The organism is Kordiimonas gwangyangensis DSM 19435 = JCM 12864 (genome assembly GCF_000375545.1).
In the GTDB taxonomy this organism is placed as follows: Bacteria; Pseudomonadota; Alphaproteobacteria; order Sphingomonadales; family Kordiimonadaceae; genus Kordiimonas; species Kordiimonas gwangyangensis.
On record NZ_AQXF01000001.1, the window covers coordinates 752592 to 769581 of the forward strand.

Genomic DNA, 16990 nt, shown 5'->3' on the forward strand with positions numbered 1-16990 from the left:
TCTGGTGACAAAACGCGTTTTTTCGGGCGCCCAGCCCAGCGGTAACATGCATCTTGGCAACTATCTTGGTGCCTTCCGCAACTGGGTGAAATTGCAGGACGACTTTGAGTGTATTTACTGCGTGGTAGACATGCATGCGATCACCGTCTGGCAAGACCCGGCAGACCTGCGCGCCCAAGTGCGCGAAGCCGCAGCCGCTTATATAGCCGCGGGCGTTGACCCGAACAAATCCATCCTCTTCAACCAGAGCCGTGTGGCAGGCCATGCGGAACTTGCCTGGATTTTCAACTGTGTTGCGCGCATCGGCTGGCTGAACCGTATGACCCAGTTCAAGGACAAGGCGGGCAAAAACCGCGAGAAGGCATCAGCGGGCCTGTATGTTTACCCGAACCTGATGGCGGCGGACATTCTGCTTTATAAAGCCACCCACGTACCGGTGGGCGAGGACCAGAAGCAGCACCTTGAGCTGACCCGCGACATCGCGCAGAAGTTCAACAACGATTACGGCATTGAGCTGTTCCCGGTTGTTGAGCCGATCATTCAGGGCGAAGGCACCCGGGTGATGAGCTTGCGCGACGGCACCAACAAGATGTCGAAATCCGACCCGTCGGAATATAGCCGCATCAACCTCAATGACGACGCTGACACCATCGCGCAGAAAATCCGCAAGGCCAAGACGGACGCTGAGCTGCTGCCCGCCAAGGCTGACCTGCTCGAAGGCCGCCCCGAGGCGCAGAACCTTGTTTCCATCTACGCCGCCCTAACGGACATGAGCCGTGACGCTGTGTGTGCGGAATATGAAGGCAAGGGCTTTGGCGACTTCAAGAAAGCGCTCACGGATGTTGCCGTGACACGCCTCGCGCCAATCACCGAGGAAATGGCGCGCCTGCAAAAGGACGAAGCGTACATCGACAGCGTCCTGCGTGCGGGGGCCGAGCGTGCCCACGCGATCGCCGAACCCATCCTCAATGAAGTCAAGGATGCCATTGGCTTCATGCGTTAAGGCCGTTCAGTCTGCGTTCAGGCTTCGCCCTGTATGCTGCCTGCGATAATTTGAAACAGCGATCAAGTCTTGCTGCGCGAGCGAGGCTTGATACACTGGCCCGGTCAAGAGCCAGCAAAAGGACGGAAAACACGCAGATGGCCAGCATGATGACAGCAAAATCCCTCAAGAATATTGTACTTGCGGCGGCACTTGTTGCACTGAGCGCATGTTCCAGCACGTTCCGCAGCGATGTCGCCACCTTCCACAAGCTTCCGCAGCCCGAGGGCGAGCGCCTGATGCTTGTGCCCATGAATGAGGAACGCAAGGACAGCCTTGAGTTCCAGCAATATGCGGCCATTCTTGCCAATCACCTGCGCCATGAGGGCTATAAAGCCACGGGCGAGAAGGACCCTGACTTGATTGTCGGCTTTGACGTACAGATCAGCGACGGCCGCGAAAAAGTCTCCGCCATGCCGGGTGCGCGCAGTGACTTCTACTGGCGCAATTACTGGTACTGGGGCCGCTACTGGCACCCGGTCTACCCTGTGGGCGTCGATTTTTACGATGACCGCCTTGTGACTCGCACGGTCTACACCGCCACCCTGTGGCTCGAGATCCGTAAGCCGGACGGTGAACTGCTGTTCGAGGGCCGCGCCGAAGCCGAAACCCGCAACCGCGCAATCCCGGAAGTTGTTCCACACCTCGCCGAAGCGCTGTTCACGGACTTCCCTGGCCCAAGCGGCGTAACCCGCCACATCAAGCTGGACCTCGGCGACGAAAAATAATCCACGCGCTTTGTTGGATGAATAAGAACCCCCGGCTGGCCGGGGGTTTTCTTTATGCGAGGTGCTTTTGGCTCGCGCACGCACTACCCCCACAGAAGGGTTCTTTCGCGCGCGGGGATGACTTGAAATAAAGCCAACCGCAAGCTTCATTGCCGCACACGGCGAGTCGTTTGTCCGGCAGGCGTTTCATCAGGTCGAGCGCATCACGGGTCAGCAGATCCATGATGATGGTAAGATCAGTGAACGCCACTGGCTGCACCTCAATATGGTCATCAAGGAACACAAGCCTGTGTGCAGCCACCGAATGCTGCCAGAAGGCTTCAAAGGCGACCATATCGTCATAATCTGGCTGCTGCCCTGCGGCGAAGGCCGCCAAAATCTGGTGCATTAGCGCGCGCAGGTTCTTTGCGAATGTGAGCGCCTGTGACGCTTCTTCCGGCTCAAGGCTTGCTTTCATCGCAATGATATCGGCCAGTTCCGGCTCCATCACACCTGCCACGACCGACCACTGGGCAAACCGGATGTAATTGTCCAACCGATCAAGGGGCTCTTCAAGCGACCAACCAGTGAGGGTGTTGATAAAATCCAGCACCTGGTGCCCGGCCAGAAGCTCGTCTTCTTCGAAATCTGTGAGCAGGGCATGTTTTTGCGCTGGCGATAGGTCGGTTGTCACCGGTCGAATGTTCCTGTTGGCAGAAATACGTGATTATTGAAGATGGCGCGCGCGCGAAGCAGTTGCAAGGTTGTTGTCTATGATCAAAGACGGCAGCCCCACGCATTTTCAGGAGTCAGTACTGCATCCGAATTTGCCCTCTTGACTTATGTACAAAAATACATACTTTGTAATTCAAAGTACTTTGCATGGCGCAAAAAAGGATACATGAAGATGGTAAATGACCTGAACGACGACCGGCCGATGAACCCGGCAGATGATCTGGCCCTCATTCGGCAGATGATGGAAGCGGGCCGCGACCGTGTGGCGGTAAGCGGCGTGCACTTCATCCTGTGGGGCATGTTGCTGACCATCGCGTTTTTTGTTCAGTACCTGAGCGTCTATGGCTACCTGCCGCCGATGATGGTGGAGATCTGGGCACCGATGTTCGCCATCGGCTGGGGTATTGAATTCTGGCTCGCGCGGCGCTGCCCGCCGCCCACACGGACATCAAACCTTGCTGTTGTGGCCCATTCTTCCGCCTGGACCGTGGTGGGACTCGGCACGCTTGTGTATTTCGCGGTGTCGGTGCTGACGAAAACATTTGATCCCAAGGCCATCACCCTGCTGTCGGCCGCGCTGATGGGCGGAGCTTACTGGGTGACGGCGGTTGTGACCGGCGTGCGCTGGCTCAAATATATTGCGCTTGGCTGGTGGGCGGTGCTGGCCTACGCCACCTCGCTTACGGTCTATGACGGCGAAATGCTGCTAGTGATGGCGGCGGCGAGCGCGCTTCTCCTCACCCTGCCGGGCTTTGTGATGAGGCGGCTTTACAACAGCGGGGAATAACCATGGCGGATTTTGACTACCGCACCATCGATGATGTGATCCATTCCCGGGTACGCCTTGCGATCATGTCCTACCTCGCTTCCGCCCGCGCGGCCGAGTTCACCGAACTAAAAAAGGTGCTCAAGGTATCGGACGGTAACCTCAGCACCCACCTCAAGAAACTTGAGGACCACGGATACGTGAAAACAGAGAAAGGTTTTGTCGGCCGCAAGCCGCAAACCATGGTCGAGATAACAGAAGACGGCAGTAAAGCCTTCAAAACCTATGTGGACGGCATCGCCGCCATGCTGGGACAGACCAACAACTAAAAGCCCACAATAAAGCGGGCACCAATATCACGACGACAGCAACCAGGGCACAGCATAAAGCCATGCGGCCCGAGACACGACAGGAGGATAGTATGCATAAACTGATGAAAAATTTCTGGAAGGTGTTTGCAATGGCCAGCGCTGCACTTTGGCTGGCGGACCGCGCGGCAGCAGCAGACCTCACGGTAGATGTCGGCAATATCAAGACGGAAAGCGGGAATATCCTCATCGCCGTCTATGACAAGGCTGACCGCTTCCTTGCCGATGGCGGCATGAAGGTGAGCATGAAGCTGAAGGCGAATGCTGGCGGCGTCAGCCACACCTTCAAGGGACTTGATGCCGGCACTTATGCGGTTTCCGTCTTTCACGATATGGATAGCGATGGAGAGCTGAACAAGAACTTCATGGGCATCCCGCAAGAGCCATACGGCATGTCACGCGGTGCGGTTGGTCGCTTTGGCCCACCCAAGTTCACCGACGCCGCCTTTGAGCTACCGGACACCGGCAGCGCACAGAAAATCACCCTGCATTAGGGCTACCGTTTCCCGCCCTTCATCCTGGGGCATTTGCCCGCACAGGCATGGCTTGTGCGGGCTTTTTTAATAAGTTTAGTCGAGCGTGTCGAAAATGGTTTTGATGAACAGCTTGGTGGGGCCGTCATCCTTCGGATTCACCCAGCCTTCCATGTCGTTCAAGGGGCCTGCGGCGATGATGTCCTCCAGAATTTCATCAGCATCCTTGGCTGCTTTCACGCGTGCGCGCGCTTCTACCAGCATGTCGTGATAGGCCTGAAGGCCAGCCTTGTCGGTCAATTTACCGTGGCCGGGGATCACTTTGGTGTTCTCGTCTGCCGCTTCAAGAGCGCGAGATGCCGCCATGATTACACCGTCAATGGTGCCGCCATTGGAGGTATCAATGAACGGGAAACGGCCGTTGAAAAACGTGTCACCCATGTGAATGACATTGGAGGTGCGGAAATGGATGATACTGTCCCCGTCCGTATGGGCGTTGGGGATATGGATGATGCGCGCGTCTTCCCCATTCAGGTGCAAGGACATTTCTTCGCTGAACGTCACCACCGGCAGCGCCGGCCCAGTTTGCGGTGCTTCGGTGTGATTGAACGCCTTGATGAAGGAACCCGCGCTCAGCCGCTGGCGCACATTATCATGCGCCACAACCACCGTGCCTGAACTGCCCAGCTTCTCATTGCCGCCGGTATGGTCATAGTGGAAGTGGGTGTTGATCACATAGCGGATCGGTTTGTCAGAAATACCCGCGATTGTCGCCTTCAGGCGCTCAGTCAGCGGTGCAAACTGGTCATCGACGATAAAAACACCGTCTTCGCCTGCCGAGACACCAATGTTCCCGCCAGCGCCGTATATGATATGGATGTTGCCGGAAAGTGGCTCCGTCCGGATTTGCACCTGATCCCAGCTGTCCTGCGCTTGTGCACTGCCTGCCGCCAGAATTGCCGCCAGCATCGCCCCCCTGATGATCATCATTCATGCTCCGTTAAAGTTTGAAATGTCATCCCCAATGCACGCCAGTTTAAAGTGGTGGCAGGGGGCGTCAAATGACAACTGCTTGAAGGGCGAGACACATAGGGGATCGCCGCACACCCGTGCGGCGGCAAATTTCTCGCACTTCGCCCTTAAGCTGCCATGCTTGGTGCGTTAAAGTGCGGCCAAGGGTGCATTTGCCTTTGCCGTCCGCGCCCGAATTGGCTACATGAATGAATAGGCCGCAATCAGTCAGGTGAAGGGAGCTCCCGTGACCCAAAAGAAGGTCATTGCCGTCATTTTCGGCGGAAGAAGTGTTGAACATGATGTCAGCGTACTGACAGGCCTTCAGTTCCTTGAGGCGCTTGACCCCGGCAAGTATGACGGTATCCCGGTTTATGTCGACCCGCTTGGCCAGTGGTGGACCGGCGCACCGCTCACCCGGCGCAGCCGCTATCCCCTTGAAGACAGCCCGAAAGACCTGACACAAGTGATGCTGGACCTCGCGACACCCGCGAGCGGCCGACCGCAGCTTGTGGCTTTCTCGAAGGGCCTGATGGGCGAAAAGCGCACCACCATCCCGTTTGATCTGATGGTCCCTGCGATCCATGGCTCTAACGGTGAAGACGGCACGCTTCAAGGCATGCTTGATTTTGCCGGCATCCCTTATGCCGGCTGCCGCACGCTCGGCGCCGCCGCCACCATGAACAAGGTATTTGCCAAGAAGGTCGCTGCCCAAGCTGGTATCAAGGTGTTGCCCGAACTGCTGCTCAGGCGTCCGAAAAAGGGTGAGTTTCTTGACCCCGATGCGCTCAAGAAACAACTGCATGAGGCTTTTGGCGAAATTGGTTTCCCTTTCATCGTCAAGCCCTGCAACCTCGGCTCCAGTGTCGGTGTTGGCAAAGCAGACGACATGGACGGCCTTGTAGCCGCGCTTATGACCGCTTTCCGCATGGACAGCGAAGTGATTGTGGAGCCATTTGTCGCGAACCTTGTGGAATATAACATCGCTGTACGCCAGACCGCAGACGGCAAGACAGTGACATCGGCGATTGAGCGCCCGCTGCGTGACGCCGAACTGCTGGACTTCAAAAACAAATATCTCGCAGGCGGCACACCCGGCGGGCCGAAGCTTGATACCGGCCCCAGCGAAGGCATGGCCTCGCTCAACCGCGTCTTGAACCCTGATGAGCTGACAGACGCGCAGGACAAATTCATTCGCGGCAGCGCAAGCGGCATCTTTGATGCGCTCAGCCTTGCCGGCAGTGTGCGGGTTGATTTCCTGTGTAACGGCGACAGTGGCGAGCTTTGGCTCAATGAAGTCAACACCATCCCGGGCTCCTTCGCCTACTTCCTCTGGGAAGCAGCAAGCGAGCCCTTGAGTTTCCTCAAACTTTCGGGCGAAATGGTTGAAGAAGGCTTCCGCTTGTCCGGCGACCGCCTTGGGGACACCGATACCGCCACCGGCGGCGCCACCATCTTCTCGCGGAGCTGATACGTTGCCCGAGGGTCAAACCATCATGACCACAAAACGCTGGTTTCATAAGGTTGAAGGCACAAATGGCCAGTCGCTCATATGGCTGCACGGCTGGGGCATGGAGCATGCGTCGCTCCTTCGCCTCGCGAGCCTGTTCAAGACGACCCACGCTAACACACTGTATGACCAACCCGGTTTTGGCCAGACGCCACGACTTGCGGACGGCGCTGGCACGGAAGACTATGCCGATATGCTCGCGCGCGAGCTTGAGCATGTGCCGGGCGCACCGCACATCCTGATTGGTCACAGCTTTGGTGGCCGTGTTTCTGTGCAGATGGCAGCGCGGCACCCGCATCTGGTGAAAGCCATTGTGCTGATTGGCGGCGCGGGGCTGCAGCGCCGCCGTTCGCTCGCCTTCAAAATCCGCGCGCGCTGCCTTCGTCTCATGGGCCGGACCGCGCAACTACTCGATAACCTGTTTGGTACCAAATTCCGCGACGCCTATGTGGAGCGTTTCGGCAGCGCCGACTATAAAAACGCCGGGCCGCTTCGGCCCACATTCGTGCGCGTGGTTAATGAAGACCTGTCGCTGCCCGCTAAAACCGTACGCTGCCCCGCGCTGCTGATTTACGGATCGGACGATACGGAAGCACCGCCAGAAATTGGCCGCCGCTATGAGAGCCTGATCCCCATCGCGCGTTTTGTTGAAGTCAAAGGCTTCGACCACTGGGATATTCTCGGCCGCGGTGCCTACCAATGTGAAGCTTTGATCCGGACATTCATGGATGACCTCAAGGATGAGTGATTTTCTTCTCAACTTCTGGCCTGCGATAGCCTTTGCGCCGCTGGTGCTGCTGTTCGCCTATGAACGCGGCAAAACCTTCATGATGATCTTCCAGCAGGAAGAGTATGACGATGTGCGCTTCCTCGCCTGGTACAAAGCCAGCATGGCATTTGACCGCCGCGCCAGCATCTGGCTCCTCGCTGCTGTGGTTATCGGCCTCATTTCGCAAAGCACGCTGATCGGAAACCTTGGCGCTGCCGCAGGCATGGCGGCCTTCCTCATATGGCCACTGATGGCGGGTGCGTTCATTCACGGCTCCATGCTTTCGCGCGCGAACCGGTTGGCGTCCAAAAAGCCGCTTGTCATGACGCCGCGCGTCAAACGCATTCTGACCGTCTACATGGCCGGCATGGCAGCACTTTACCTGCTGGTACTGCTCATTGCTGTGCTTGCCCCCAAGGGCACACACTACGCTGTCGCTGTGGATATGGACGGCATTGGCTTCGCGAGCCTACCGTATAATTGGCAGGTTGTGCTGGCAGCCATCCTGATGCTGCCTTACCTGCAGCTGCCGCCTTTCATGCTGGTGGTCGCCAACAAGATCCTTGAACCCGCTGAAGAGCGAGTGAAAGCGAAGTTCCGCGCGGAAGCGACTGAGAAATTTGCCAAGCTTCAGCCCAAGGTGGTTGCCATCACCGGCTCGTTTGGCAAAACGTCGACCAAGCATATCCTCAGCCATATCCTCGGTGCCGCGGCCCCCACGCTTGCCACACCCGGCAGTGTGAACACCGAGATGGGCATCACCCGTGTCATACGCGAACAGCTGACCGACAAACACCAGTTTTTCATTGTCGAAATGGGCGCCTATGGTCCCGGCTCCATCGCGCGCCTCTGCCGCCTGACACCACCTGACGTTGGCCTCATCACTGCTGTCGGCGCCGCGCACTATGAACGGTTCAAAACGCTTGAGACCGTCGCGCGCGCCAAATTCGAACTGGCAGAAGCCGTATTTGAAAAAGGTGGGCAGGTTGTTGTGAACCGGGACGGCATCGCGCCGCATCTGCTGGCCGACCGGCTTGAGCATGTGCCCGGCAATTACCGCATCGTGGGTGCGGAGGGCGACGTGGTGATCACCGGTTACCGCATGACACCTTCGGGGCTTGAAGTGACCATCGATGACGCGGGCGAAAGCCATACCCTCAAGGCGCCGTTATTCGGCGACCACCAGGCTGGTAACGTAGCGCTGGCGGCGGCGAGCGCGCGGGCGCTTGGACTGCCGTGGGCTGCGATCAAAGGCGCGCTTGCGTCTGTGCCGCAAATCAAACACCGGCTTGAGGTCAGCAAATCCTCGGGCGGTCCGACGATTATCAACGATGCCTACAACTCGAACCCTGTTGGCTTCAAGGCTGCACTTGAATGCCTTGATGTGCTGGTGAGTGAAGGCGGTCGCCGTATTCTCGTGACCCCGGGCATGGTCGAACTGGGTGACAAACACGATGAAGAGCACGCCAACCTTGGCGCGCTTGCGGCCAAACACTGCGATATCGTGCTGGTGGTGACATCAAACCGCATTCCAACCTTTGTGGACGCGCTCAATAAGGCCAATGACGGCAGGGTCACTGTCATGACCTATGACAAACAGGCCGACGCGGAAGAATGGGTGAAGGCGCACTGGCATGCGGGCGACGCGGTACTCTTCGAGAATAACCTGCCGGACCTTTATGAAGCGGTGATTCGCTTCTAACCCCCAGCTTCTCTAACCTTCTGGGGTCTCGCCTGTTTTGACATCAAGCTTTTGCAGATTGGCCCGCGCCGCGTCAGCGTCCGGGCCTTCTTCTGTTTTCAGCAGCAGATCAAGCCATGCCTTGCGTGCCTCATCCTTGCGGCCTTGCGCAAAACGAAGGTTGCCAAGTTCAAGAAGTGCGGCGATATCGCCCGGGTAGGCCTTTCGGTACTGGGCAAGTGCGGCTTCTGCGCGGTCAAGCTTACCGATACCGCGTGCGGCTGACGCGATGAGGAGGAGGATATCCTCCCGGTCTTCATCTGCCTTAAGCACAGCCTCAAGGTCCTGCAGCGCATATTCATAGTCATGGTCCGCCGCCGCTATGCGGGCGCGGTCAACCAGCAGTTCACGCTCCTGCGCGGTGCCACTTGGCACGACTGCGAGCGCCAGCTCAATCGCGTCCTCCGCACGGACAATTTCGCCGGCCAGCAGCCACGCGTTCGCGGCCTGACCATACATATCCGCGATCAGCACGCCGTCAGCCACAAGGCGCTGGTTACCGAGTACCGGCATGCCCTTGCCAACCCGAATATCTTCGGCAATGCGCATCAGGCGCACAGCGCTTTCGGCATATTCCTGCAAATGAAACAGCCCAAGCGCTTCACAGTGGCGCGCAGGCACACCGCCGCCAGCTGCCTGCCATTCAAGCGCAAGGTTGATGGCTTTATCAGGCGAGCGGTCAATCATATCGACACAGGCCCGGTAACGTTCCTCGCCGCCCTCTGCCGCGCTTACACGAAAGGGTGAAAGCATGGTGGTGGCAATCGCGAGCGAAATCAGTAATGTTGGCGTCATTCTCATGCGCGCAAAGTGCGCAAAAGCCGTGGCAATTTCAAGGCAGAAGACAGGGCAGTAGTGGCAAACGAGCATTTATTCATCTTTGGGCCCGGCTACACCGCCGGATATATCGGCCAACGCGCGCTGAGCGAGGGCTGGACCGTCAGCGCAAGTTACCGCGACGACACTAAAGTCGATGGTCTGCGCAAGGCGGGATACAATGCTGTTGCACTGGAACCGGAAGCACTGAAATCAGCGCTTTCAGACGCGACCCACATCCTGACATCTGTGGCCCCCGGGCCTGGTGGCGACCCCGTATTGCCCTTCCTGAAAAGTTGTGCAGGACAACTTAATAATCTGAAATGGTGCGGCTACCTGTCCTCCACCAATGTTTATGGCGACCATGGCGGCGCCTGGGTTGATGAGGGCACGCCAGCTAGCCCAAACCTTGATCGTGGCATACGGCGGGTTGAGGCGGAAAACAACTGGTTGGCTTTGGCTGAAAGCCTGGGTGTGCCACTCCACATCTTCCGCCTTGCCGGCATTTATGGCCCGGGCCGCAACGCCGTGCGCACCATGCTCGATGGTCGCGGCAAGCGTATCTACAAGGAAGGCCAGCTTTTCAGCCGCATACATGTGGCCGACATCGAGGAAACCGTATGGCGCGCCATGAACGCGGACCTGTCGTCCCGCGTCTTCAACCTCGCCGACGACGCACCCGCAGCGCCACAGGATATTATCGAGATCGCGGCCAAACGTCTTGGCATGGAGGTGCCACCGCTGATTCCGCTCGCGGACGCGGACCTGAGCCCCATGGCGCGCAGCTTTTATGCCGAAAGCAAACGTGTGCGGAATATGCGCATCAAGGAAGAGCTTGGTATTACGCTCAAATACCCGACATTTGAGAGCGCGCTTGAAGACCTTGTGGCGTTTGAGACCAAGACCTGATCAGGCCATCGCGTCGATCTGCTCGTACGTCATGTTACCGGGAATAAGGAACAGCGGGCACGGCAGGTTGCTCGCAAGCTCGTGGGTGAAATAATCCACCAGCGGGCCCGGCCCACCTTCAGAACCGACACCAAGCACAAGGCCGAACACATCCTTGCGTTCCTCAATGAACTTGCGGATTTCATCCTTCGGTTCACCTTCGAGGATAACCTTCTCAGGCTTCACGCCGCAGTATGCATGCAGCCGCTCACCCATTTCCTTCAGAAGCTGGGTTGCGTCTTCATAGGCTTCCTCGCGCATGCGGTCAGCCACCGCCATCCAGTGCTGGAATTCGCCGGGGCGAATGCAGTGGAAAAGAATAAGCCCGCCACCGGTGATGTGCGCGGCACGTGCAGCCGCAAAGCGAATAGCCACTTGCGACTCTGGCGAGCCGTCAACGACCACCAGAAGTTTGCGCCACCGCTTGGTGACCGGACGCAAAGGCCCGTGGATTTCTTCCGTTACAGTTTCAACCACGATTTTCTTCCCTCTTGAGCTGTCACTCTGTCAGCATGATGCGCCGTAGGCAAGCCTATTTGCACGCCACTATTTGAGGAGAATGTTGGATACTTCACGCAGTTTCGTACGCGCCCGCAGCAGGTAAAAGCCCTGCATCGACAGGTGGTTCGCGAGCACCCCATCAATCGCGCCATTGGCAACAATCAGAGGGTCAAGCGTGGCCGCCGCGCGCAGGCTTTTCAGAAGCTCACCATATAGTACCGACACCTCACGACCCTCAATCACGTTGGAGAAGTCCTCGCGCAACGCTTCAAGGATGATGGTATAGGCGTAGACTTGGCCCTTGACCTGATAAAAGAGATCATCGGCGCCGAAATCCGGCAGCACACCGCCCGAATGTTCGCCAATATAGGATTCGAGCGCCGCCGAAGACGCACCAAGGTCAAGCGCGATGCGGTCGAGGGTCGCCAGCAGGTTGTCGGCGCGCCGCTCAAACACTGCATCACCGGAGGCGAGGCGCGCGTTATAGCGCTCTAACTGTTCGATTGCTTCGCGGTAATAAGCGTCAGACGGCGTTGTCGGCAGGATGGAGGTCGAGAAATCGATCACCCAGCGATCTGGCTCCTTTGAGAGGTTGCCGGACGCTTTAAGGAGGTCATCGTCTTCCGCGCTTGAGCCACGGGTGCGGCCAAGCTGGTCCCTGAGTTCAAAGGCAAAACGGCTCAGCGCGCCCATCATGCCTTTCTGGTAGTTCGGGGTGTTGTCAAGCCACCAGCCGGGCTGGAAGATGGGGTCATTTGGCGTCCAACCGTGGTCCACGGTCTCCCGCTTCACGAGATAGATGAGGTCTGTCACCGCACGCGAACCACCGGGTTTGGTCACCGTCGGCAGGTTCAGGTTGTCGTCAACCCGGTGCACAATGGGCATGCCGATGAGGATGTAGAGGATGAAAGCAAGCGGAATAGCGACCGCCACCTTGCGCCAGGTGCTGCCAGAGACAGTCACAACCCAGCCGGTGAAATAGGCCCACAGCGCCTTCAGGCCACGACCGATCATGGCGAAAAACGCCACAAATTTTTCCTTGATCCAAAGCCAGATTTCTTGCGCCATTGTCCCACTCCCTGTCCTCACGCGCGCAAATTATGGTGTGCGCCCCGCTTTCCATAATGTCGTCGTTTAGCGTGGCAAAAACAAGTGCTTGACCCCATTTCATTCATGGACAGTTAAGCCACAAGCGATCATGCTGATGGGATAATATCGTCAAATCCGTCCGGGACCCGTGATATGCACGCCCAAACCTTTGCCGCTTCGGCGTTTATTGCCGCCATGGTTGCCTTGCCGTCCACGGCGCAGGAAGCAGACCCATCCGAGCGTCCCTTGCCGGAGGACGCCGCCGGGCGCTGCATCATGGCCGAAGACATCAAAGCCTATCATACCATATCGGATGAACTGATCCGCTTTGAACTCAAGGACCATGACGTAATCGCAAGGCTGCGCAAGGTTTGCCCGCAGCTGCATTACCACGGCTATATCTCATACCAGCCGGTAAACGGCATGTTATGCGCCAAGTTTGATGATGTGGTCAGCCGGTCGGGCATGCCCTGCCGAATTGACAGCTTCACTATGATCGACCATGCGCCGGGCGATGAGAAAGACGATCCTTCGGAAAAGCCTTAGGCACTAGACCGCCTCAAACTCGTCCCTGAGCGCCCGTTTCAGCACTTTGCCAGTAGAGTTCCGCGGCAACGCTTCCAGTATATGCACCGCCCGCGGCATCTTGTATCCCGCGAGGTCGGCCTCGGCATGGGCTATCAGATCATCCGCCGTTGCAGTCTGGCCCGCGCGCAAAACTACCGCCGCCTGCACCTGCTCACCCCACACATCATGCGCCACACCAAAGACAGAAACCTCCGCCACCGCCGGGTGGCGAGCAAAAACCGCCTCCACCTCGCTCGGGAACACGTTTTCGCCGCCGGTGATGATCATGTCCTTGATGCGATCCTTGAGATAGAGGTAGCCATCCTGGTCGAGATAACCGCCGTCACCGGTCACATACCAGCCATCCCTCAGCACTTCGGCGCTGGCTTCATCGTTGCGCCAATATTCGTTCATCACGCTGGGTGTCTTGATCCAGACTTCACCAAACTCGCCGATGGGAAGCGCATTACCGTCCCGGTCGCGGATGCTCAGTTCCACATTGTGGAACGCGCGGCCCACACTGGCGCGCCGATATTCATGGGCGGCCCCATGATCCTCCGGTGGCAACGCAGTTGCGTAACCGCACGTTTCCGTCATGCCATATAGCTGCACAAAACCAGCATCCGGGAATGCCGCCATGGAGGCCTTGAGAAGCGGCGCTGGCATGGGAGAAGCCCCGTAGGACAGGTATTTGAGCGAGGAAAGGTCGGTGCTGGCAAGGCTTGGCTCCTTCAGGAGGAAGGCCAGCATGGCGGGCACAAAGATGGTGCGGGTAATGCGCTTTTCCGCAATGGTGCTGATCACCTCAGCCGGAATAAAGTCGCGCAGCACAACTATTGTCATGCCGTAATAAAGCCCGATCAGGGCCCAGCCACAGCCCGCGATATGGAAAAGCGGTGTGGGGACCATCTGCACATCTTCTGCATGCCATGCGTTCCAGGGGCCGTCCACCTCCGGCGTTTCACGTGAAGCGAGGATCGCCTGCTGCGACACTGCCACCCCCTTGGCGCGGCCCGTGGTGCCGCTGGTATACATCATCAGCGCCGGCGCGCCGGGGTCAATGTCGCCGTAATTGGCAGCAGGCACATCAGCGTCACGCCAGGCAGCATACGTGCCTGCTTCATCAAGGCAAACGAGGGGTACGGCTTTGTGCTTGGTGCTCTCCACACCCGCCACAAACGCCTGATCCGCGAAAATAATGCCGGGGGCGCTGTCATCCAACTGATCAGCGATTTCGCGCGCGGTCAGGCGCCAATTGAGGCTGACAAAACAAAGCCCAAGCCGGGTTGAGGCATAGAGAAGTTCGAAAAAAGCGATACTCGACCGGCCAAGGTAAACGACACGGTCACCGGCCCTCAGCCCCACACCCTGCAGCACTGCCGCCGCTTTGTGGCTGTTTGCCGCGAGTGCGCCGTAGGTGACTGTGTCCCCGCCGCAATCAATCGCCACTTTGCTTTGGAATTCGCGTGCATGACTGTCGAGATATTCGTGAAACAACCGATACGGTATCGCCATATATATACTCTCCCCTTGAATATAGGAGATTAGCGCGAGAGACCTTAGCGGCAAGCAATATCGGATAGCCCTTGCACGCCCGAGCGCAAGCGCCTAGAGAATAGGCCATGTCCAGCATGATCTACAAAATCCTGCGTCCGCATGAATGGGCGGAAGCGCTTGAAAGCAAAAGCTTCGCCGGTGCGCCGGTGGACGTGGCCGACGGCTATGTGCATTTCTCCACCAAGGATCAGGTTTGCGAAACAGCGGAAAAACATTTCACCGACGCGGATAAAATCCACCTGCTTGGCTTTGACGCCGAGGACTTTGGCGACGATCTGAAGTGGGAAAAGTCGCGTGGTGGTGCCCTGTTCCCGCACCTCTATGCACCGCTTGATGTGTCACGCGCGCGGGAACGTTTCTCGCTGTCGCGCCGCATTGATGGCAGCTTCGATTTCCGCTTCATATTTGACGACAAGAAACCAAAGAAGAAATAACGAAAGACCGGGCGCGATGATCGACCTTTTCCCGATTGCGAAACCCCTTGTTCACGCGCTCGACCCCGAAGCCGCGCACAATGCCACCATCAAGGCTTTGAAGCTTGGCCTCACGGGGCAGATTGGCCGCGCGAGCGATGACAAGGTGCTGGCCACCACCGCTTTTGGCCTGTCGTTCCCGAACCCCGTTGGCCTGGCGGCCGGTTTTGATAAAAACGCCGAAGTCATCACCGCGGCACACAAAATGGGCTTCGGTTTTGCAGAAGCTGGCACCGTGACGCCGAAGCCGCAGGACGGCAACCCGCGCCCGCGCCTCTTTCGCCTGAGCGCAGACCGCGCGGTCATCAACCGCTTTGGTTTCAATAATCGCGGCCTCGACTATTTTGAAGATCGGCTCAAAGCCCTGCCGGCAACACGCGGTGTCTTTGGCGCGAACGTGGGCGCCAACAAGGATAGTGACGACCGCACCGCAGACTATGTGACGGGGATCGAGCGCCTTTATGGCCTGAGCGACTATTTCACCGTCAATATCTCAAGCCCCAACACACCCGGCCTCAGGGCACTGCAGTCAAAAGCGGCGCTTGAGGAACTGGTGGGCCGCGTGCTTGAAGCGCGCACAGCGAAGGTTGCAGCGGGCGCCCGCTATATCCCTATCCTCGTCAAAATCGCACCAGACCTGTTGGACGCGGACATCCGCGACATCGCCGACATTGCGCTTTCAAGCGGCATCGACGGCCTGATTGTCAGCAACACCACGATCGCACGGCCCGATAGCCTCGTGAGCAAAGACAAAGGCGAAGCTGGTGGCCTTTCTGGCGCGCCGCTCATGGCACCATCTACTGAAATCCTGAAAGCTGTATACAACGCGACAGAGGGCAAAGTGCCGCTCGTGGGTGTGGGCGGTATCGCCTCTGGCGCGGACGCTTATGCAAAAATTCGTGCGGGCGCGTCGCTTGTGCAGCTCTATTCCGCGCTGGTGTACGATGGGCCGGGCCTGGTCACCAAAATCAAACGCGACCTGACCGCGCGCCTTAAGGCTGACGGCTTCAGCTCGGTTTCTGATGCTGTTGGGACTGACGCTTAAGCGATCAGGTTCAGACCACTGCCTGCTGCAACGAGTGGGCGCAGCAGTGACGTGGTATCCGTCACAGTCGTGCGCGGATTGAGCTCGGCACTTGCAGCTTCACCAAATCCACCGCCGATGGCCGCATCAGGCCTTGATGCGGCTTGATCAGCCTCACGTTCCGGCGCTTGGCCGCCTTCAAGCGCGGCCCCCGCTTCTTCCTGCCGTTTGGCGCTGAGGTCCGCTTCCGCCTGACGGATTGAAGCCTCCGCCTGCGCAGCTACTGCCCGGTCCTGACCCGATGGGCGTGCCGGCGCGAGCGCCGCCGCCTTCACGACCCGCATTTTCTCGATCGTGGCTTCTGGGTCATCCGGCACGCTTGAGGTATCGATGCTCACATGACCACCCACTGCATACTGGAAGCCGTCCGGCCCGCGGACATATTCAAACTGCGGGCTACCAGCATAGCCTTGCCCGGTTGCCGCATGTGCGGCCTCGTGGGCGCGCACTTCACGGTCGCGCGCCTTAAGGTCACTCACTTGCGCGCGTTCATCTTCGGATAATTCACTGGCAAGCTTGGGGCCTTCCTTGCTGGTGTCCTCTGCAGGTGCTGCGGGTGTCGGCTCCGGCGCTGGCGGGATACGCCCCTCGTCAACCTGAATGGAAACAGCAGCCGCACCACCCAAATTCTGGGTACTGCCGGACAGGTAATTTCGCGGCGGTTGAACAGCGCCTTCCTGCGTAGCCGCTGGGCGCGGCTGAGGGGTTGCCGGGGCACCACTATCAGCGCCCGGCAGCTTCGGTTTCAAATTTTCCGGCACATCGGGGCGTTTGAGCCCGGGGGGCGGCGGCCCGATGGACGGCAATATAACCGCGCTTGTCATGGGCCTATT

General features: G+C 58.3%; 19 protein-coding genes. 12 read left to right on the forward strand and 7 right to left on the reverse strand.

Features of this window, described 5'->3' with window-relative positions; translation table 11 throughout:
- Nucleotides 1–4 precede the first annotated feature (4 nt).
- Nucleotides 5–1003 carry a tryptophan--tRNA ligase gene (gene trpS, locus B150_RS0103545; protein ID WP_020398508.1) on the forward strand — a complete coding sequence of 333 codons (999 nt, stop codon included), beginning with the start codon at nucleotides 5–7 and terminating at the stop codon, nucleotides 1001–1003.
- A gap of 146 nt (nucleotides 1004–1149) precedes the next feature.
- Nucleotides 1150–1770, forward strand: coding sequence for a DUF4136 domain-containing protein (locus tag B150_RS0103550; protein ID WP_162139645.1), 621 nt, complete (start codon nucleotides 1150–1152; stop codon nucleotides 1768–1770).
- 52 nt (nucleotides 1771–1822) lie between these two features.
- Here the strand turns inward: B150_RS0103550 and B150_RS0103555 are convergent, their stop codons facing one another.
- Nucleotides 1823–2443: an ABATE domain-containing protein gene (locus B150_RS0103555; RefSeq protein ID WP_020398510.1), complete on the reverse strand. Its 621-nt coding sequence runs from the start codon at nucleotides 2441–2443 to the stop codon at nucleotides 1823–1825.
- Between the two features lie 213 nt (nucleotides 2444–2656).
- On the opposite strand from B150_RS0103555, the gene B150_RS0103560 reads away from it, so the two are divergent.
- The 3 genes from B150_RS0103560 (at nucleotide 2657) to B150_RS0103570 (ending at nucleotide 4112) form a co-directional block, all read left to right on the forward strand.
- Nucleotides 2657–3271, forward strand: a complete 615-nt coding sequence (locus B150_RS0103560; protein ID WP_020398511.1) for a hypothetical protein — start codon at nucleotides 2657–2659, stop codon at nucleotides 3269–3271.
- A 2-nt stretch (nucleotides 3272–3273) separates the two neighbouring features.
- Entirely contained in the window at nucleotides 3274–3579 is a 306-nt protein-coding gene (locus tag B150_RS0103565) for a winged helix-turn-helix domain-containing protein (protein ID WP_020398512.1), read from the forward strand.
- Between the two features lie 92 nt (nucleotides 3580–3671).
- On the forward strand, nucleotides 3672–4112 hold the full coding sequence (locus B150_RS0103570; protein ID WP_020398513.1) for a DUF2141 domain-containing protein: 441 nt from the start codon (nucleotides 3672–3674) through the stop codon (nucleotides 4110–4112).
- A gap of 75 nt (nucleotides 4113–4187) precedes the next feature.
- Here B150_RS0103570 and B150_RS0103575 read toward each other — a convergent pair whose 3' ends face one another.
- Nucleotides 4188–5081: an MBL fold metallo-hydrolase gene (locus tag B150_RS0103575; protein ID WP_020398514.1), complete on the reverse strand. Its 894-nt coding sequence runs from the start codon at nucleotides 5079–5081 to the stop codon at nucleotides 4188–4190.
- Between the two features lie 268 nt (nucleotides 5082–5349).
- Here B150_RS0103575 and B150_RS19585 point away from each other — a divergent pair, with 268 nt between their 5' ends.
- The 3 genes from B150_RS19585 to B150_RS0103590 are packed head-to-tail and all read left to right on the forward strand — an operon-like array spanning nucleotide 5350 to nucleotide 9083.
- Nucleotides 5350–6573, forward strand: coding sequence for a D-alanine--D-alanine ligase (locus B150_RS19585; RefSeq protein ID WP_020398515.1), 1224 nt, complete (start codon nucleotides 5350–5352; stop codon nucleotides 6571–6573).
- Between the two features lie 25 nt (nucleotides 6574–6598).
- Entirely contained in the window at nucleotides 6599–7360 is a 762-nt protein-coding gene (locus tag B150_RS22110; RefSeq protein ID WP_020398516.1) for an alpha/beta fold hydrolase, read from the forward strand.
- On the forward strand, nucleotides 7353–9083 hold the full coding sequence (locus B150_RS0103590; protein ID WP_020398517.1) for a Mur ligase family protein: 1731 nt from the start codon (nucleotides 7353–7355) through the stop codon (nucleotides 9081–9083). Before B150_RS22110 ends, B150_RS0103590 begins: the two co-directional genes overlap by 8 nt.
- Before the next feature lie 12 nt (nucleotides 9084–9095).
- Here B150_RS0103590 and B150_RS0103595 read toward each other — a convergent pair whose 3' ends face one another.
- Nucleotides 9096–9917, reverse strand: coding sequence for a tetratricopeptide repeat protein (locus B150_RS0103595; protein WP_020398518.1), 822 nt, complete (start codon nucleotides 9915–9917; stop codon nucleotides 9096–9098).
- Between the two features lie 60 nt (nucleotides 9918–9977).
- On the opposite strand from B150_RS0103595, the gene B150_RS0103600 reads away from it, so the two are divergent.
- On the forward strand, nucleotides 9978–10847 hold the full coding sequence (locus tag B150_RS0103600) for an SDR family oxidoreductase (RefSeq protein ID WP_026168187.1): 870 nt from the start codon (nucleotides 9978–9980) through the stop codon (nucleotides 10845–10847).
- Here the strand turns inward: B150_RS0103600 and B150_RS0103605 are convergent, their stop codons facing one another.
- Nucleotides 10848–11363, reverse strand: a complete 516-nt coding sequence (locus tag B150_RS0103605) for a universal stress protein (protein WP_020398520.1) — start codon at nucleotides 11361–11363, stop codon at nucleotides 10848–10850. It lies immediately after the preceding gene.
- Between the two features lie 69 nt (nucleotides 11364–11432).
- The gene (locus B150_RS0103610; protein WP_020398521.1) at nucleotides 11433–12455 is read right to left on the reverse strand and encodes a DUF2333 family protein; all 1023 of its coding nucleotides are present in this window, start codon (nucleotides 12453–12455) and stop codon (nucleotides 11433–11435) included.
- A 174-nt stretch (nucleotides 12456–12629) separates the two neighbouring features.
- Between B150_RS0103610 and B150_RS0103615 the strand changes: the two genes are divergently transcribed.
- Entirely contained in the window at nucleotides 12630–13022 is a 393-nt protein-coding gene (locus tag B150_RS0103615; protein ID WP_020398522.1) for a DUF6491 family protein, read from the forward strand.
- Between the two features lie 3 nt (nucleotides 13023–13025).
- Here the strand turns inward: B150_RS0103615 and B150_RS0103620 are convergent, their stop codons facing one another.
- Nucleotides 13026–14558, reverse strand: a complete 1533-nt coding sequence (locus B150_RS0103620; protein WP_020398523.1) for a long-chain-fatty-acid--CoA ligase — start codon at nucleotides 14556–14558, stop codon at nucleotides 13026–13028.
- Nucleotides 14559–14665: 107 nt separating this feature from the next.
- Here B150_RS0103620 and B150_RS19595 point away from each other — a divergent pair, with 107 nt between their 5' ends.
- Complete coding sequence (locus tag B150_RS19595) at nucleotides 14666–15034, forward strand: DUF952 domain-containing protein (protein ID WP_020398524.1); 369 nt, start codon at nucleotides 14666–14668, stop codon at nucleotides 15032–15034.
- A 16-nt stretch (nucleotides 15035–15050) separates the two neighbouring features.
- On the forward strand, nucleotides 15051–16118 hold the full coding sequence (locus tag B150_RS0103630; RefSeq protein WP_020398525.1) for a quinone-dependent dihydroorotate dehydrogenase: 1068 nt from the start codon (nucleotides 15051–15053) through the stop codon (nucleotides 16116–16118).
- On the opposite strand, the gene B150_RS19600 is transcribed toward B150_RS0103630, so the two are convergent.
- Complete coding sequence (locus B150_RS19600) at nucleotides 16115–16981, reverse strand: putative metalloprotease CJM1_0395 family protein (RefSeq protein WP_020398526.1); 867 nt, start codon at nucleotides 16979–16981, stop codon at nucleotides 16115–16117. The two genes, B150_RS0103630 and B150_RS19600, sit on opposite strands and share 4 nt — an antisense overlap.
- Nucleotides 16982–16990: the final 9 nt, after the last annotated feature.

What these genes read in the sequence shown, in the direction of transcription:
- B150_RS0103550 (WP_162139645.1), top strand. Translation starts at nt 1,150, where the DNA reads ATGATGACAGCAAAATCCCTCAAGAATATTGTACTTGCGGCGGCACTT.
- B150_RS0103560 (WP_020398511.1), top strand. Translation starts at nt 2,657, where the DNA reads ATGGTAAATGACCTGAACGACGACCGGCCGATGAACCCGGCAGATGAT.
- B150_RS0103565 (WP_020398512.1), top strand. Translation starts at nt 3,274, where the DNA reads ATGGCGGATTTTGACTACCGCACCATCGATGATGTGATCCATTCCCGG.
- B150_RS0103570 (WP_020398513.1), top strand. Translation starts at nt 3,672, where the DNA reads ATGCATAAACTGATGAAAAATTTCTGGAAGGTGTTTGCAATGGCCAGC.
- B150_RS0103575 (WP_020398514.1), bottom strand. Translation starts at nt 5,081, where the DNA reads ATGATGATCATCAGGGGGGCGATGCTGGCGGCAATTCTGGCGGCAGGC.
- B150_RS22110 (WP_020398516.1), top strand. Translation starts at nt 6,599, where the DNA reads ATGACCACAAAACGCTGGTTTCATAAGGTTGAAGGCACAAATGGCCAG.
- B150_RS0103590 (WP_020398517.1), top strand. Translation starts at nt 7,353, where the DNA reads ATGAGTGATTTTCTTCTCAACTTCTGGCCTGCGATAGCCTTTGCGCCG.
- B150_RS0103595 (WP_020398518.1), bottom strand. Translation starts at nt 9,917, where the DNA reads ATGACGCCAACATTACTGATTTCGCTCGCGATTGCCACCACCATGCTT.
- B150_RS0103610 (WP_020398521.1), bottom strand. Translation starts at nt 12,455, where the DNA reads ATGGCGCAAGAAATCTGGCTTTGGATCAAGGAAAAATTTGTGGCGTTT.
- B150_RS0103615 (WP_020398522.1), top strand. Translation starts at nt 12,630, where the DNA reads ATGCACGCCCAAACCTTTGCCGCTTCGGCGTTTATTGCCGCCATGGTT.
- B150_RS0103620 (WP_020398523.1), bottom strand. Translation starts at nt 14,558, where the DNA reads ATGGCGATACCGTATCGGTTGTTTCACGAATATCTCGACAGTCATGCA.
- B150_RS19595 (WP_020398524.1), top strand. Translation starts at nt 14,666, where the DNA reads ATGTCCAGCATGATCTACAAAATCCTGCGTCCGCATGAATGGGCGGAA.
- B150_RS0103630 (WP_020398525.1), top strand. Translation starts at nt 15,051, where the DNA reads ATGATCGACCTTTTCCCGATTGCGAAACCCCTTGTTCACGCGCTCGAC.
- B150_RS19600 (WP_020398526.1), bottom strand. Translation starts at nt 16,981, where the DNA reads ATGACAAGCGCGGTTATATTGCCGTCCATCGGGCCGCCGCCCCCCGGG.